The 17,065-nt window shown below is 44.5% G+C and carries 12 protein-coding genes; 10 read left to right on the forward strand and 2 right to left on the reverse strand.

Annotated features, from left to right (window positions below):
• Positions 1-348: 348 nt before the first annotated feature.
• From sdhC to sucD, 8 genes are all read left to right on the forward strand, one after another.
• Entirely contained in the window at positions 349-741 is a 393-nt protein-coding gene (sdhC, locus tag R7Z78_RS16245) for a succinate dehydrogenase cytochrome b556 subunit (protein WP_017634811.1), read from the forward strand.
• A complete protein-coding gene (gene sdhD / locus R7Z78_RS16250) occupies positions 735-1,079 on the forward strand; it encodes a succinate dehydrogenase, hydrophobic membrane anchor protein (RefSeq protein ID WP_005382169.1) in 345 nt (114 codons plus the stop codon). Before sdhC ends, sdhD begins: the two co-directional genes overlap by 7 nt.
• Positions 1,080-2,846 (forward strand): succinate dehydrogenase flavoprotein subunit, encoded by a 1,767-nt coding sequence (sdhA, locus tag R7Z78_RS16255; RefSeq protein ID WP_005382172.1) that lies wholly within the window; start codon positions 1,080-1,082, stop codon positions 2,844-2,846.
• Between the two features lie 15 nt (positions 2,847-2,861).
• On the forward strand, positions 2,862-3,572 hold the full coding sequence (locus R7Z78_RS16260) for a succinate dehydrogenase iron-sulfur subunit (RefSeq protein WP_005382174.1): 711 nt from the start codon (positions 2,862-2,864) through the stop codon (positions 3,570-3,572).
• 171 nt (positions 3,573-3,743) lie between these two features.
• Positions 3,744-6,569 (forward strand): 2-oxoglutarate dehydrogenase E1 component, encoded by a 2,826-nt coding sequence (gene sucA / locus R7Z78_RS16265; protein ID WP_104975956.1) that lies wholly within the window; start codon positions 3,744-3,746, stop codon positions 6,567-6,569.
• Between the two features lie 28 nt (positions 6,570-6,597).
• Positions 6,598-7,806: a 2-oxoglutarate dehydrogenase complex dihydrolipoyllysine-residue succinyltransferase gene (odhB, locus tag R7Z78_RS16270; RefSeq protein ID WP_005382177.1), complete on the forward strand. Its 1,209-nt coding sequence runs from the start codon at positions 6,598-6,600 to the stop codon at positions 7,804-7,806.
• 213 nt (positions 7,807-8,019) lie between these two features.
• A complete protein-coding gene (gene sucC / locus R7Z78_RS16275; protein ID WP_005382179.1) occupies positions 8,020-9,186 on the forward strand; it encodes an ADP-forming succinate--CoA ligase subunit beta in 1,167 nt (388 codons plus the stop codon).
• Positions 9,186-10,058 carry a succinate--CoA ligase subunit alpha gene (sucD, locus tag R7Z78_RS16280; protein ID WP_005382181.1) on the forward strand — a complete coding sequence of 291 codons (873 nt, stop codon included), beginning with the start codon at positions 9,186-9,188 and terminating at the stop codon, positions 10,056-10,058. The genes sucC and sucD overlap by 1 nt, the downstream gene beginning before the upstream one ends.
• A gap of 119 nt (positions 10,059-10,177) precedes the next feature.
• On the opposite strand, the gene znuB is transcribed toward sucD, so the two are convergent.
• Both znuB and znuC read right to left on the reverse strand, forming a co-directional pair.
• Positions 10,178-10,963: a zinc ABC transporter permease subunit ZnuB gene (znuB, locus tag R7Z78_RS16285; RefSeq protein WP_005382183.1), complete on the reverse strand. Its 786-nt coding sequence runs from the start codon at positions 10,961-10,963 to the stop codon at positions 10,178-10,180.
• Positions 10,956-11,744: a zinc ABC transporter ATP-binding protein ZnuC gene (znuC, locus tag R7Z78_RS16290; RefSeq protein ID WP_005382185.1), complete on the reverse strand. Its 789-nt coding sequence runs from the start codon at positions 11,742-11,744 to the stop codon at positions 10,956-10,958. Before znuC ends, znuB begins: the two co-directional genes overlap by 8 nt.
• A 78-nt stretch (positions 11,745-11,822) precedes the next feature.
• On the opposite strand from znuC, the gene znuA reads away from it, so the two are divergent.
• Both znuA and R7Z78_RS16300 read left to right on the forward strand, forming a co-directional pair.
• Positions 11,823-12,710, forward strand: a complete 888-nt coding sequence (znuA, locus tag R7Z78_RS16295; protein WP_054576701.1) for a zinc ABC transporter substrate-binding protein ZnuA — start codon at positions 11,823-11,825, stop codon at positions 12,708-12,710.
• A 202-nt stretch (positions 12,711-12,912) separates the two neighbouring features.
• Positions 12,913-16,290 carry an AraC family transcriptional regulator gene (locus R7Z78_RS16300; RefSeq protein WP_169644127.1) on the forward strand — a complete coding sequence of 1,126 codons (3,378 nt, stop codon included), beginning with the start codon at positions 12,913-12,915 and terminating at the stop codon, positions 16,288-16,290.
• Positions 16,291-17,065: the final 775 nt, after the last annotated feature.

Raw genomic sequence — 17,065 nt, forward strand, 5'->3', positions numbered from 1 at the left:
CATTTTTGTACTGTTGTTAAAGCTTAAAGTCAATTTTTCTCCATCTTTGTGTGCACTTGTTATGATTTTTCTCATGAAAATCGTTAAAAATCTGTTCTATGTAGCATAATTTGTTACACCAATTGTATTAGAATGTTGCTCGCCGTATATTGGCAAAGAAAATTTTAGTTAAATCCTTATAAATTCGGGGCTAGAAACAAAGAGTGAGGTTTGTTGCTGGATTCCGTTTGTTAACAACTTGTTTACAATTATCTGAGTGGTTACTCGCGATATTTGTTAAATAGATGTTAACTTTTGTACGTTTGGAAGCTGAAATTGGTTATAACAATAAATGCTCAATGGAGCTGAGTGAGCAAGCCCGTGAAAGAAAGAAAGTCAAGACCTGTTAATTTAGATTTACAGACCATCCACTTTCCTATCACAGCAATCGCATCCATCCTACACCGTGTGTCTGGGGTAATTACGTTTGTTGCGGTGGGTATATTACTGTGGTTACTATCCATTTCTCTGTCATCCCCAATGGGTTTTATGGAAGCCGCTGACATCGTCGATAGTTTCTTCGTAAAATTCATCCTGTGGGGAATTCTTACTGCACTTGCCTACCACATCGCAGGTGGTATCCGTCACTTATTGATGGATCTAGGTCACTTTGAAGAACTAGATTCAGGCACGATGAGCGCTAAAGTCGCGTTTGGTGCAACAGCAGTATTATCATTATTGGCGGGGATCTTGGTATGGTAAAACACGTATCTTCATTTGGTCGTAATGGTGTACACGATTTCCTACTAATTCGTGCAACTGCAATCATTATGACGCTATACACGATTTATCTGATTAGCTTCTGTGCATTTTCAGATATCTCTTACGCATCTTGGACCCAATTCTTTGGTGGTACCTTCACTAAAGTATTCACCATGTTGGCACTTGTCTCGATCCTGATTCACGCATGGGTTGGTTTGTGGCAGGTATTAACTGATTACATTAAGTGCGCGAAACTACGTGGCGCACTACAACTTGGTGTTATTGCCGTGCTATTCGGCTATGTCTTCTCTGGTCTATTTATTCTGTGGGGTGCGTAAGTGTCTATTCCAGTTCGTGAGTTTGATGCCGTAGTAATCGGCGCTGGTGGTGCAGGTATGCGCGCTGCACTACAAATTTCAGAACAAGGCCTATCATGTGCTTTGTTGTCAAAAGTATTTCCAACACGTTCTCATACTGTGTCTGCACAGGGCGGCATTACCGTTGCTCTGGGTAACTCGCACAAAGACGATTGGCAATGGCACATGTACGATACCGTTAAAGGTTCTGACTACATCGGTGACCAGAACGCGATTGAATACATGTGTAAAAATGGTCCTGAGTCAGTTATCGAGCTTGAAAAGATGGGTCTTCCATTCTCTCGTTTCGATAACGGTACCATCTACCAACGTCCATTCGGTGGTCAATCTAAAGAGTTTGGTGGTGAGCAGGCTGCTCGTACAGCCGCTGCTGCAGACCGTACTGGTCACGCACTTCTTCACACGCTTTACCAGCAAAACGTAAAACACAAAACAACCATCTTCTCGGAGTGGTACGCTTTGGATCTTGTGAAAAACCAAGACGGCGCAATCATGGGTTGTACTGCGATTTGTATGGAAACGGGTGAAATCTGTTACTTCAAATCGAAAGCAACCATTCTAGCTACAGGTGGTGCAGGTCGTATTTACGCATCGACCACTAACGCGCACATCAACACGGGTGATGGCGTTGGTATGGCACTTCGCGCAGGCGTTCCAATGCAAGACATGGAAATGTGGCAGTTCCACCCAACAGGTATTGCTGGCGCGGGTGTTCTAGTGACGGAAGGTTGTCGTGGTGAAGGTGGTTACCTTCTAAATAAAGATGGTGAACGTTTCATGGAGCGCTACGCACCAAACGCGAAAGACCTTGCTGGTCGTGACGTGGTTGCTCGTTCAATGATGATTGAAATCCGTGAAGGCCGCGGTTGTGATGGCCCTTGGGGTCCACATATCAAGTTGAAACTTGATCACCTTGGTAAAGAAGTACTTGAATCACGTCTACCAGGTATCTGTGAACTGTCTCGTACATTTGCACACGTTGACCCAGTGAAAGAGCCAATTCCAGTAATTCCAACTTGTCACTACATGATGGGTGGTGTACCTACTCAAGTCTCTGGCCAAGCAATTAAGCAGAAGGCCGACGGTAGCGAGATGGAAGTACAAGGCCTTTACGCATGTGGTGAGATTGCTTCTGTATCGGTACACGGTGCTAACCGTCTGGGCGGCAACTCATTACTAGACTTGGTCGTATTTGGTCGTGCTACTGGCTTGCACCTTGGCGAAACGCTAGCAGCGCAAGCAGAAGCTCGTCCTGCAACAGAATCTGATATTGAAGCGTCTCTAGCGCGTACTATGCGTTGGGAAAACAGCACTGGTGGTGAAGATCCAGTTCAGATTCGTAAAGACCTACAAGCATGCATGCAAAACAGCTTCTCGGTATTCCGTGAAGGCGATGCGATGGCAACCGGTCTAGAAGAGTTGAAAGTGATTCGCGAACGTTTGAAAGATGCGCATCTAGCGGACAAGTCTTCAGAGTTCAACACGCAGCGTATTGAGTGTCTAGAACTTGATAACCTGATGGAAACCGCGTTTTCAACTGCCGTTGCAGCAAACTACCGTACAGAGAGTCGTGGCGCACATGCTCGTTTCGATTTCCCTGAGCGTGATGATGAGAACTGGCTATGCCACTCTATCTACAATCCGGAAACAGAAGCGATGACTAAGCGTGATGTAAACATGACGCCAACGCATCGTGAAGCTTTCCCGCCGAAAGTACGTACATACTAAAGGGAGGATACGACTATGAAATTAAACTTCTCTTTATACCGTTACAATCCGGATGTGGATACCAAGCCTTACATGAAAGAGTATACCCTTGAGGTAGACGAAGGCTCAGACATGATGGTGCTTGATGCATTGATTCTGCTAAAAGAGCAAGATCCAAGCATCGCGTTCCGTCGCTCATGCCGTGAAGGGGTATGTGGTTCTGATGGTTTGAATATGAATGGTAAAAACGGCCTAGCGTGTATCACACCGTTATCTGCTCTACAAGGCGATAAGATAGTTATTCGTCCACTACCAGGGTTACCTGTCGTGCGCGATCTTATCGTTGACATGACGCAGTTCTATGATAACTATGCGAAAGTTAAACCATTCTTGATTGATGATGGTGCATTACCACCATCACGTGAGAACCTACAATCGCCTGATGACCGTGCGCATTTAGATGGATTGTACGAATGTATCATGTGTGCATGTTGTACAACGTCTTGCCCATCATTCTGGTGGAACCCTGATAAATTCATCGGCCCAGCTGGTCTTCTCGCAGCGTACCGTTGGCTAATTGATAGCCGCGATACGGCAACAGATGAACGTTTGTCTGATCTTGATGATGCATTTAGCGTTTTTCGTTGCCATGGCATCATGAATTGTGTAAGTGTTTGTCCTAAGGGATTAAATCCGACGAAAGCCATCGGTCACATTAAGTCGATGTTGGTTAATCGTTCGGTTTAATTTACTCGCTCTTAGGAATGTCGCAGTGTTGCGGATCACCCGATATGACCGCTTCACTGCTTCAGTAATATTCGAGTAAAGAATACAAAAATTGCCGACCGTATTTTTAGTCGGCTCTTATAGCTCGGCAAAGACCGAAGCAAACGTGAAAACTACTGGTTAAGGGAAAATATGCACAACGGCGTGATGAAGGCATGGCTCGAGTCTTCACACTTGGCTGGCGCCAATGCAACGTATGTAGAGGACCTCTACGAACTGTATCTAAGTGATCCCGATCTGGTAAGTGAGGAGTGGAAACGTGTTTTTGAAGGCTTGCCTAAGCCATCAGAAGAAGTGGCAGAACAACCACATTCACGTGTCCGTGACTACTTCCGACGACTCGCTAGAGAAACAAAGCATTACAATGTCCAAGTTAGTGACCCAGATGTCGATGCAAAACAAGTAAAAGTTCTACAGCTAATCAACGCATACCGTTTCCGCGGGCATGAAGCTGCAGAATTAGACCCACTAGGTCTATGGCAACGCCCAACAGTGGCGGAGTTAGACCCTGCTTTTCATAATCTTACCGAAGATGACTTCGAAGAAACTTTCAACGTAGGTTCTTTTGCTGTTGGGCAAGAAACCATGAAGTTGAAAGATATCTATGAAGCCCTCAACAAAACTTATTGCGGTTCCATCGGTGCTGAATACATGCACATGACTGACACAGAGCAAAAGCGTTGGATTCAGCAACGCCTTGAGTCTGTCGTAGGCCAGCCATCATTCAACAAAGATGAGAAGCGAACATTCCTAGAAGAGCTAACAGCCGCTGAAGGTTTGGAGCGTTACCTCGGGGCGAAATTCCCAGGTGCAAAACGTTTCTCGTTAGAAGGTGGTGATGCGCTGATTCCGATGACGAAAGAGTTGATCCGTCATGCGGGTACAAGTGGAATGCGTGAAGTGGTTATCGGTATGGCTCACCGCGGTCGTTTGAACATGCTGGTGAACGTACTTGGTAAGAAACCTCAAGACCTGTTTGATGAGTTCGCTGGTAAACACGACGAAACTTGGGGTACGGGTGATGTGAAATATCACCAAGGTTTCTCTGCTGATTTTGCGACTCCAGGCGGTGATGTTCACTTAGCACTTGCATTTAACCCGTCGCACCTAGAAATCGTAAACCCAGTAGTCATGGGCTCAGTTCGAGCACGTCAAGATCGCTTGGGTGATAATCAAGGTAGCAAAGTGCTTCCTATCACCATCCACGGTGATTCTGCAATCGCTGGTCAGGGTGTGGTTGCCGAAACTTTCAACATGTCTCTTGCTCGTGGGTTCCAAGTTGGTGGTACGGTACGTATCGTCATCAACAACCAAGTAGGCTTTACGACGTCTAATCCTCGTGACACGCGTTCTACAATGTACTGTACCGATATCGCGAAGATGGTGCAGGCGCCAATTTTCCATGTAAATGCAGATGACCCAGAAGCAGTTGCTTTTGTTACTCGCATTGCATTGGATTACCGTAACGAGTTCAAGCGTGATGTCGTGATCGATCTTGTATGTTACCGTCGCCACGGTCACAATGAGGCGGATGAGCCAAATGCGACTCAGCCTTTGATGTACCAGAAAATCAAAAAGCATCCTACACCACGCAAATTGTATGCAGATGTTCTGATCGACAAAAATGAGTCAGATATCGAGACAGCGACTCAGTTAGTCAATGAGTATCGCGATGCATTGGATCGCGGTGAAGTGGTTGTTAAAGAATGGCGTCCAATGGCGTTGCACTCTGTAGACTGGTCCCCTTACTTAGGGCACGAATGGGATATGGAGTGGGATTCAAAATACGACAAGACACGCCTTATTGAGCTAGGCAATCGTCTGTGTCAGTACCCAGAAAGCCATAAACTGCAAAGCCGTGTTAATAAGCTATACAATGATCGTCTATCAATGATGACCGGTGAAAAAGCTATTGACTGGGGTATGGCTGAAACATTGGCGTATGCTACATTGGTTGACGATGGCAAGCGTATTCGTCTTTCTGGTCAGGACTCGGGTCGTGGTACTTTCTTCCACCGTCACTCGGTTCTTCATAACCAAACCGATGCAAGCACTTACATTCCATTAGCGAATATTCATGACAACCAAGGGCCATTCCAAGTCTTTGACTCAGTATTGTCAGAAGAAGCTGTGTTGGCGTTTGAATACGGTTACGCAACAGCCGAACCAGGTGGTTTAACTATCTGGGAAGCACAGTTTGGTGATTTTGCCAACGGTGCACAAGTTGTTATCGACCAGTTTATCTCGTCAGGCGAGCAAAAGTGGGCGCGTTTGTGCGGTCTTACTATGCTTCTACCTCATGGTTATGAAGGTCAAGGTCCTGAGCACTCATCTGCACGTTTAGAGCGTTACCTTCAGCTTTGTGCTGAGCAAAATATGCAGGTTGTGGTTCCTTCAACACCGGCTCAGGTGTACCACATGATTCGTCGTCAGGTTGTACGCCCAATGCGTCGACCTCTCATTGTTATGTCACCGAAATCTTTGCTGCGCCACCCTCTATGTACTTCAACGATTGAAGACTTGGCGGATGGTACATTCCAATCTGCAATTCCAGAAGTAGATGATTTAGAACCAAGCAAAGTGAAACGTGTCGTGTTCTGTGCTGGTAAGGTTTACTTTGACCTACTAGAGCAGCGCCGTAACAACGAGCAAGACGATGTTGCTATCGTGCGTATTGAACAGCTTTACCCATTCCCAATGGAAGAAGTACAAGCAGCAATTGCTCAATACACTAACGTTGAAGACTTCGTGTGGTGTCAGGAAGAACCTCAGAACCAAGGTGCTTGGTACTGTAGCCAACATAACTTCCGTGCCGCTATTCCTGCAGGTGCAAATCTTAAATACGCAGGTCGCCCAGCTTCTGCTTCGCCAGCAGTTGGCTACATGTCGGTGCACTTGAAACAACAAAAAGCGTTGGTTGAAGACGCTCTGAACGTGAACTCAAAAACTTCGAATTAAGAACTAGAAGTTAAAGGAAGAAACAGATATGACAATTGAAATTCTGGTTCCAGATTTACCTGAATCAGTTGCTGATGCAACCGTAGCGACATGGCACAAACAACCAGGCGACGCAGTAGAGCGTGACGAGGTTTTGGTTGACATCGAAACAGACAAAGTTGTGCTAGAAGTTCCAGCTCCGGAAGCTGGCGTTTTAGAAGCTATTGTTGAAGCAGAAGGTGCGACAGTACTTTCTAAACAAATCATTGCTAAATTGAAGCCAGGCGCAGTTGCAGGTGAACCAACTGCAGACAAAACAGAAGGTACTGAAGCATCTCCTGATAAGCGTCACAAAGCTGCGCTTAGCGAAGAAAGTAATGACGCATTAAGCCCAGCAGTGCGCCGTTTATTGGCTGAACATGGCTTAGAAGCAAGCCAAGTGAAAGGCACTGGTGTTGGTGGTCGTATTACGCGCGAAGATATTGAAGCGCATCTTGCGAACGCTAAATCCGCGTCAAAAGAAGACTCGCCAGCAGTGGTTGACGTGCCGGCAGCGGCTCGCAGCCAGAAGCGTGTTCCAATGACTCGCCTTCGTAAGACAGTTGCTAACCGTCTGCTAGAAGCGAAGAACAACACGGCAATGCTAACGACGTTTAACGAAGTGAACATGAAACCAATCATGGACCTTCGTAAGCAGTACAAAGATCAGTTCGAAGAGCGTCACGGTATTCGTTTGGGCTTCATGTCTTTCTACGTGAAAGCAGTAACAGAAGCGCTTAAGCGTTACCCAGAAGTAAATGCTTCGATTGATGGCGATGACATTGTTTACCACAACTACTTCGACATTAGCATGGCGGTATCAACGCCACGTGGTCTAGTTACACCGGTCCTAAAAGACTGTGACAAGCTTGGTTTCGCTGATGTTGAAAAAGGCATCAAAGAGCTGGCTATTAAAGGTCGTGATGGCAAGCTAACGGTAGACGAGCTAATGGGCGGTAACTTCACTATCACAAACGGTGGTGTGTTCGGTTCACTGATGTCTACACCAATCATCAACCCACCTCAATCAGCGATTCTTGGTATGCATAAGATCCAAGAGCGTCCGATGGCAGTGGATGGCAAAGTTGAAATCTTGCCGATGATGTACCTAGCGTTATCTTACGATCACCGCCTAATTGACGGTCGTGAATCAGTTGGTTTCCTAGTAACGATTAAAGAGTTACTAGAGGACCCAGCACGTCTCCTATTAGACGTTTAATATCGCTAAAACGTCTAGTTATCGTAGGTAGCTAGACGTTAAAAATTTCAATGGCTAGACTAGCTCAACGTTTGGCCTTCATTTGAATCCTTCAGTATGAGAACTCATGATGAAGGATTGATTTGAGAAGACCCTACAGACGTACAAGCAGCCAAGACTGCAGCGTTATGGAAATAATAAATCCCTTAAGGGAAAAACAAACGGAATATCGAAATGAATTTGCATGAATACCAAGCCAAACAGCTGTTTGCAGAATTCGGTTTGCCTGTGCCAGAAGGCTACGCGTGTGATACACCACAAGAAGCTTTTGAAGCCGCAGGCCGTATCAGTACAGCCAAGAAAGTAGTTAAATGTCAGGTTCACGCTGGTGGCCGTGGTAAAGCGGGTGGCGTAGAGCTACACGATACAAAAGAAGGCGTTAAAGAGTTTGCACAGAAGTGGTTAGGTAAAAACCTAGTGACTTATCAAACCGACGCTAACGGTCAGCCAGTAACAAAAATCCTTGTTGAAGAAGCTTCAAATATTGCGAACGAACTATACCTAGGTGCGGTAGTTGACCGTGCTAGCCGTAAGATCGTTTTCATGGCTTCTACCGAAGGTGGCGTGGAAATTGAAAAAGTTGCGGAAGAAACGCCGGAACTTATTCACAAAGCAGCAATTGACCCACTAGTAGGTCCACAAGCTTACCAAGGTCGCGAGCTAGCGTTCAAACTTGGTCTTGAAGGCGACCAAATCAAACAATTCGTTAAGATCTTTATGGGTCTTGGCACTATGTTCTCTCAGTACGACCTTGCTCTGCTAGAGATCAACCCACTTGTGATTACTGGCGAAGGCAATTTGCTATGTCTTGACGGTAAGATCAACATCGACTCAAACGCACTGTACCGTCAGCCTAAGCTTCGTGAAATGCACGATCCTTCACAAGAAGATGAGCGTGAAGCACACGCAGCTCAGTGGGAGCTGAACTACGTAGCACTAGACGGTAACGTTGGCTGTATGGTTAACGGTGCAGGCCTAGCAATGGGTACGATGGATATCGTAAACCTACACGGCGGCAAACCAGCTAACTTCTTAGATGTAGGTGGCGGCGCGACGAAAGAGCGTGTTGCTGAAGCATTCAAGATCATCCTATCTGATGACAATGTGAAAGCGGTACTTGTTAACATCTTCGGTGGTATTGTACGTTGTGACATGATCGCAGAAGGTATTATCGGTGCGGTTAAAGAGGTAGGCGTAAGCGTACCTGTTGTTGTTCGTCTTGAAGGTACTAACGCTGACCTAGGTCGCGAAGTTCTTGCTAATTCTGATGTTGATATCATTGCTGCTGAGTCGCTAACTGATGCTGCTCAGAAAGTTGTTGCTGCTGCGGAGGCTAAATAATGTCTGTATTAATTAACAAAGACACTAAAGTAATCTGTCAGGGGTTCACTGGTGGTCAAGGTACTTTCCACTCAGAGCAAGCTATCGCATACGGTACGCAAATGGTTGGCGGTGTGTCTCCAGGTAAAGGTGGCCAAACTCACCTAGGTCTTCCTGTATTCAACACAGTTCGTGAAGCAGTAGAAGCGACTGGCGCAACAGCGACAGTCATCTACGTACCAGCACCTTTCTGTAAAGATGCAATCCTAGAAGCGATTGACGCGGGTATCGAGCTAATCGTAACGATTACTGAAGGTATCCCTACTACAGATATGATCGACGTAAAAGTGAAGCTAGAAGAAACTGGCGTTCGCATGATTGGTCCTAACTGTCCGGGCGTTATCACTCCTGATGAGTGTAAGATCGGTATCATGCCTGGTCACATCCACAAGAAAGGCAAAGTAGGTATTGTATCTCGTAGCGGTACTCTAACTTACGAAGCAGTTAAACAAACCACTGACGAAGGTTTCGGCCAGTCTACTTGTGTTGGTATCGGTGGTGACCCAATCCCGGGTTCAAACTTCATTGATATCCTAAAACTGTTCCAAGAAGACCCTGAGACAGAAGCGATCGTTATGATCGGTGAGATCGGTGGTACTGCAGAAGAAGAAGCTGCAGCATACATTAAAGAAAATGTAACGAAGCCAGTGGTTTCTTACATTGCTGGTGTAACTGCACCTCCTGGTAAGCGTATGGGCCATGCTGGTGCGATTATCTCTGGTGGTAAAGGTACTGCTGAAGACAAATTTGCTGCACTAGAAGCGGCTGGCGTTAAAACTGTGAAATCTCTAGCAGAGATTGGCCAAGGTCTACGTGAAGTGACGGGTTGGTAATCGACCACACTACTTAATAAGTATTAAAAAGCCTGCGATTTCGCAGGCTTTTCTTTTTCCGTTTCCGTGGATTTATGTTTGTTGTTAGCAAGGTCTTTCGCGTTTAATACTCAATGCGATTATGCTTTGCTTTTAATCAGCTGGCTCAGCATAAATAAGGATGTTGCGCTGATCACTACGGAAGGGCCGGCCGGTGTATCGAAGTGCCATGATAGGCTAAGCCCCATCAGTACTGCCACAGAGCCAATAATGGATGCGAACAATGCCATTTGCTCTGGTGATGAAGAGACTTTACGTGCTGTTGCTGCTGGGATAATTAGGAGCGAAGTCATGATCAACGCGCCAACGAACTTCATACCTACTGCGATTACTACACCCACCATTAGCATTAACACCAATCGAACTAAGTCTGTATTCACGCCCTCAACAGCGGCAAGTTCTTCACTAACAGTGCTAGAAAGCAGTGGGCGCCAGAAGACGTACAAACACGCACTCACCGCAACAACACCTGCGTAAATAAACATCAGATCTTGTGGAGAGACGGCAAGTAAGTCCCCAAATAGGTAGCTCATTAAATCGACGCGCACGTTTTCCAAAAAGCTAACCGATACTAAACCGATAGAGAGTGCACTGTGTGCCAAGATACCTAACAACGTGTCTGTAGCCACAAGTTGTTGCTTTTGCAGAGTGACAAGCAAAACGGCCAGAGCTAAACAGCAGACGAGTAGCGCAAGGTAGAGATTTACGTTGAGCAAGAAGCCCAGCGCTAGGCCCATTAACGATGCATGAGCTAGGGTATCTCCGAAGTAAGCCATTTTACGCCAAACGACAAATGACCCAAGTGGACCGGCAATGATCGCAATACCAATACCAGCAAGAATAGAAGGTAGGAGAAACTCAATCATGATGGTGATGTCCGTGTTTATGGTGGGAGCATGATGTCGCATCACCGCTTACTGGCGTTCCGGATAAATCGTGATGATGGTGCTCATGGTCGTGATGATAAAACGCGAGAGATTCTCTCGCTGCATTGCCAAATAGCGCGATGTAAGAAGGGTGCTGAGTAATAGTGGCAGGTGAACCTGAGCAGCAAACATGGTGATGCAGACAAATAACATCGTCCGTTTTCGCCATCACTAAATGTAAGTCATGCGATACCATAAATACGCCACAATCAAAGCGGTGACGAATGCTCTCAATTAAGTCATAGAGATCGATTTGACCTTGGATATCCACCCCCTGAGCTGGTTCGTCTAATACTAATAGCTGAGGACGCTGAAGCAGAGCGCGCGCCAGTAACACTCGTTGGTTTTCACCACCGGATAAGCGATGCATATTACTATTAAGTAAATGTTCAGCGCCAACAAGCCTTAATGCATCAATGCACTCCTGCTTACTGTATTTTCCTGCTAAATTTAGGAAGCGGGTTACATTCAACGGAAGGGAGTCATTGAGCTTCAACTTTTGAGGAACGTAACCAATTTTCAGTTTTCTTTGTCGGTTCAACTTGCCGCTAGTCGGCTTTTGAAGACCTAAGATAACTTTGACTAACGTTGATTTTCCTGCTCCATTGGGACCAATTAGGGTAGTTATTTTGCCCTTTTCTAATTCCATACTAATGTTATCGAGAACTCTGCGGCCATCGAACTCGACGCATAACTGCTCAAGATGGACTAAGGAAGACATGAATGAAACTCATTTGCAAATCAATAATGTTATAATGTAACATTATCTCACTTTCCACGCCATATCCCAAGTAAAACTATGAAAAGAGCATTAATTCTTGCTGCCTCAGCAATGTTAACACTGCCAGCACAGGCGGTAACGGTACTGACGAGTATCAAACCTATTCAGTTGTTAGTAACAGAGCTTACTCAAGGAGTAACTTCACCAGACGTGCTATTGCAGTCTAACACATCACCCCATGACTATGCTTTGCGTCCATCGGATGTTAAAAAGGTCGCTTCGGCTGATTTGGTTATCTGGTACGGACATGATCTTGAACCGTTTCTAGAGAAAGTTGTTTCGGATAGATCGAATACTTTGACTATTAGTCAAATTCCAAATCTAGAATTGCGTGAATTTGATAGTGAGCACAACCATGACCATGATGGGCACGATCATGGCTCACATGATCCGCACTTTTGGCTAGGTGTAAGCCAAGCACAACAAGTGGCCAAGGCTGTTGTGAATCAACTTGTATCACTTGATCCGGAAAATGCAGCTCAATATCAAGCGAACCTCAAAAAGTTTGAACTCGAGCTAAAAGACACTGACCAACAGATAAAGCAGAAGCTGGCACCAGTAAAAAACAAAGGTTACTTTGTATTCCATGATGCTTACGGTTATTTCGAAGATCGTTATGAACTAAATCAAATGGGGTATTTTACTGTGAGCCCAGAACGCAAGCCAGGAGCGAAGACCTTAATTCAAATTCGTCAAAAGCTAAGTGGTGAAGATGTGGCTTGTGTATTTTCTGAACCTCAGTTTACCCCGGCTGTCGTTCAGAGCGTAATGAGAGGCAGTGATGTCGCTAAAGGCGAGCTTGACCCGTTAGGGAGTACAATTGAAGCAAAACCTGGCAGTTACTTTACTTTTCTCAACAATATGGCGAATAGTTTTGAGCAATGCTTGAACAAAAAGTCAGATTAAGTGCTGTCGTAATGTAGGAGTAGTCTTTTTAACGTGATCCAGTAGTAAGAATTACAACCTTTGGTAAGGCGAGCCTTTTCTCAGAAAGTAATTGAGATATCATTACCAATAATTATCAGCTCAAAATAACCGTATCAATCCATGTTTTACAAACGATGAACGGTCACTTTCAGAGCACAAATTGATACAAAAGGTTTTCGTCTTGCTACGCCAATTAGCCCTTGCTCTGTTGGGCTTTGTCTTATCCTACCAAGCATTTGCGCTTCATAATGCAAATGCAATCTTTTACCCTTTGCCAACTCAGGCAAAGGGTACTTTTATCGCGGCTAAAAAGTTGTTCTTGGGTGAAAAGGGCGGTTTGTGGATTCATGACGTACACGGACGAGTCCTGTTTTACGATGGTCAAACTATATTGCCTAAATCAGGTAGCTTCCTACAAACGTCGGCTAAGCAGTTGGCTTATCATAAAGGTGCTTTTTGGACCTTTATTGAAAATGAGGTCTATCGAACCTATCCAAATCAGGAACGACGTTTAGTCTTTAGTTTAAATCCAGGCTCACAAATAAGAAAAATAGGGTCTTCAAAGAACTATATTTGGGTGAGTGATGGCGCGCATTTCTATACCTACAATATCGACACTAGCGAGTTAAACTCTTTCTCTCTATTGCAGCTCTATCAACATAGTAATAATAGCTACGTTTACATTAATGATGCGGTGCTAGTTGAAACCAAGTGGGCACTAGCAACGACTTCCGGCTTCTATCTTTCTGAAGGTGATAAGTTTGACCATGTCGCTGCCTCAGGTCAAAACTACATTGAGAAAGTCTATTATTCACACACGCGAAGAGAAATTTTGATAGGTACATTGCGTGGCGCTTTAATTTTCAACATTTACCAGCCTGATAAAGAAGTGATTAGAATTGGCGGCTCACATGTTTTGACATTCGCAGAGACAAATCAAGAGTATTGGGTGGGGACCGAGCATGGTCTTTATTTGTACTCATTTTTTTCAGGTGAGGTCACCGAAGTCGCGCCTGCAAGTTTTCTTGAGTTAGAGTTAGATAACACGAAGATTTATTCGTTGTTGAGCGACAATATGGGAGGGATGTGGATTGCGACTAACCAAGGTATTCGTTATTACTCGCTATTTAGTAAAAAATTTGAACGAGTGACCTTTAGTAGTTATGACTCACACACCCTATCAGGACGAATTCGGCAAACTATTGAAGGTCCTGATGGTGCGCTTTGGTTTGCTGATGACCGAAAGATTTATCGTTCAGGAAAGAGTGGGATTAACCAAGTCTTAGAGTTGGAGTCGCAGATCAATGAATTTGCGTTTCAAAACGGTATGCTTTGGCTTGCGACCTCAAAAGGGCTGGAAATATTTGAGCTAAATGGTCTCAACAAGATTACATATCCTTATTTACAGGTTATGGCCGGACATGCCGTAGAGCATGTGACCGTTGATGGTGATGACCGTCTTTGGGTATCAAGCGGATACCATCTTTACAATGTTGATACTGCTGCACGAAGCGTACGAAACTTTGGAAGTGAGTGGCTAGTAAGTCAGTATTTGCCTGCTAAGGTTACGCGCCTATATGATACTGAAGATGCCCTATTAATAGGCACCGATCATGGCGTATACCAATACAGTAATGACAACATCCAGTTTATCCGTTTTTCAGAAAAGTTTGGTGAATCATTAGACATGACCACGGCGGTTGATGGCAGCCAGTGGTTTGCTTCATCTTATGGTGTGTTTAAAACTGATACACGAAGCGATGAAAAACGTGTTGTTGAAATGAGTGAGCCCAACGCCAGACCTGCTTGCTTGATCAGAGACAGGCAAGGTGTATGGTTAGCTTCCTCTGTCGGTTTAAGCTATTACCACCTTTCGGGTGAGTTAGTGAAACATTACTCATCGTCATCAGGCTTAATGAACAATGAGTTCCTCCCTGGTATTTGTAGCGTTATACAGCAGACAGAAATTGGTGAGCGAGAGCTTGTTCTGGGGTCGAAGTACGGACTCGTAAAAGCAGAAGCATCCAAGCTGCTTGTATCTAATCCCCCAGAGTCTAAGTTTATTGTTAGCCAAGTTGTGCTTGAAAATGAAGTTCTGCAAGTTGGTAGTGCCGATCTGAATGGGCTCACACTGCCATATGGATCTTCGCTGAGTTTTTTATTCGGTGTGATGCCAAAACCAGACAGTCAAAACTTGTACTATCGATTGAACAACGATGACCCATGGCAAACGTTAGAGGGGGGCCAACTGACACTCGAGCACCTTAGTTCCGGTGAATATCACTTGCAGGTCAGTAATGAGTCTCAAGTTGCCGCTGGAGTCGTTGGTTTAGAATCTCACTTTATCGTCCTTCATCCTTGGTATCTATCGCGATTTGCTATTTTAGGCTTTGTCGTAGCTAGTATTGCGGTCGTTGCAGTACTCGTATTCTGGCGCTCGCGCTACGTTGTACAGGCTAACCGTGATCTAGCAGCTCAAGTGACCCTCAAAACGAATCAGTTAAGACATCAAAGTAGAGTGTTGCTTACGAGCAACCAGCAATTACGTAAACAGATTCAAGTTAGAAACCTACTCGTAGACCATGTAGCTCTATCCATAAAATCAAGCGTCGACTTTATTGTGGCGAAACTACCTATGCCTCTGGATACTGCGACAGAGGATCATTTGGCTAAAACGAATTGGCAGTTAAATGAACTCAAAAGTGTTCCAAGTGATGTAAGTGGTGGGAGCCAGAACTACAACTTGAGTCAGATAACTCAGTCAGTGGTTGATGTATGGCAAGATGACTTTGCAAAAGCGGGTATTTTGGTAGAGCTAGAAGATGAGAGCAAGCAGAGCCGGGTTGCTCTGGAAAGCTTTAATCTTGATGTTATTTTCAATAGCATTTTTGCCAATATCATCAAGCGCTCTTTCCGAGGTCAAACGGTTAGAATTATGCTAGAAGAGGGGCATGATATTGTGTCATTGAGCTTTCTTGATTACGGGACGCAATTACCTAATAAAGTCGCGACTGGGTTTCCATCTAACTTAAATCACTCTGAGTTGAGTATTGACCACCTTGCCCAATTAGTGACAACGAGTGGTGGTTATTTGGCTGTCTTCTCTTCTGATGCTCAAAACAAAGTCGAGATTACATGGCCATCTGCGAAGGAAAGTAGTTATCTGGATGAACCGCAGCAAGAACTCAATCCTGTAACTATTGCAGAAGATCAAGTCACACCAGAGAAAGAGTGGTTGCAAAAAGTCTATCAATTAGTGGCAGAGCATTACCATGATCCTGAATTTGGCACTGCGTCAGCCGCTAAAATGCTGTATATGTCTGAACGCTCTTTGCAGAGACGTTTTAAATCTGCCTCGTCAAGAACGTTAAAAGACTATGTCACAGAGGTTCGTTTAGAAACGGCGTGTGAACAGTTATTGGCGGGTGAGAAAATCAGTGAAGTCGCCTTTAACTCTGGCTTTAATGATCCATCTTACTTTAGCCAAAAGTTTAAGCTGCATTTTGGTTTGCCCCCATCCAAGTTTGCTTTGACTCAAGAAAGCCAAGAAATTAACTAGAAAACCTTCATTATACGCTCCCTAGTTAATAGTTAAGATGCTGGGGAGCTGCATACAGTGCTCTATTATTGCTGTAGTTGCTAACGCAGTGAGTTTCATTGTTTCTTCATCACATCTAGCCTACAAATCCATTCTCAACACGTAAGCACGATCACGTTCTATCTGTTAGTCGCGATGTTCATAGCAATAAGCATAAATGGCTTCAAGAGAATGATTTATTGATAGTTGCAACAAATAAATGACAGTTGTATTGCTGAATCAAAAGAGCGTTGTTCATTTGGGTGAATGATGGTGTGCGACATTCGTGAAAACGAAAACTGTGTTGAAAAGATGAATAAGGTAAAGAAGTTTTGAAAGAGGTGAAAAAAAATATCGTGGTATAGCCGGGGGGACTATACCACGGGTGTCAAGGACACCTTCGCTTGCTGCCGGAGTGACATGTTGCCATGCCACCTCTGGAATTTATTAGAGAGGTTGCCCTCTCGATGGAGTAACTATACGAGAGGTTACTTATTTTTCTTATAAAAATAACGCCATGTTTATATGAGAAAAGCGACAACGTTTGGTTTTTTACTTAACTAATTGTTTTAATTTGCATTTTTTGTTTTCTATCTTGGTTTGTGACATTTTTGTTTCGTTAGGTGTCATTTTTAATTGTTAATTTTGACGTAAATAACGAGAGGAAATTTACGAAGTTAACGTTTGAAAGCGTGAAAACATTTACGGAATCTTTGATTTCACACAAGGATTGAAGGGGTATAGGGGAGTAATATTG

Source organism: Vibrio sp. 1167, from assembly GCF_033340375.1.
Lineage (GTDB): Bacteria > Pseudomonadota > Gammaproteobacteria > Enterobacterales > Vibrionaceae > Vibrio > Vibrio alginolyticus.

Excerpts from the sequence above, each read along its gene's own strand:
- znuA (WP_054576701.1), top strand. The coding sequence starts at position 11,823 with ATGAAAAGAGCATTAATTCTTGCTGCCTCAGCAATGTTAACACTGCCA.
- sdhD (WP_005382169.1), top strand. The coding sequence starts at position 735 with ATGGTAAAACACGTATCTTCATTTGGTCGTAATGGTGTACACGATTTC.
- sucC (WP_005382179.1), top strand. The coding sequence starts at position 8,020 with ATGAATTTGCATGAATACCAAGCCAAACAGCTGTTTGCAGAATTCGGT.
- znuC (WP_005382185.1), bottom strand. The coding sequence starts at position 11,744 with ATGTCTTCCTTAGTCCATCTTGAGCAGTTATGCGTCGAGTTCGATGGC.
- sucD (WP_005382181.1), top strand. The coding sequence starts at position 9,186 with ATGTCTGTATTAATTAACAAAGACACTAAAGTAATCTGTCAGGGGTTC.
- odhB (WP_005382177.1), top strand. The coding sequence starts at position 6,598 with ATGACAATTGAAATTCTGGTTCCAGATTTACCTGAATCAGTTGCTGAT.
- sucA (WP_104975956.1), top strand. The coding sequence starts at position 3,744 with ATGCACAACGGCGTGATGAAGGCATGGCTCGAGTCTTCACACTTGGCT.
- znuB (WP_005382183.1), bottom strand. The coding sequence starts at position 10,963 with ATGATTGAGTTTCTCCTACCTTCTATTCTTGCTGGTATTGGTATTGCG.
- R7Z78_RS16260 (WP_005382174.1), top strand. The coding sequence starts at position 2,862 with ATGAAATTAAACTTCTCTTTATACCGTTACAATCCGGATGTGGATACC.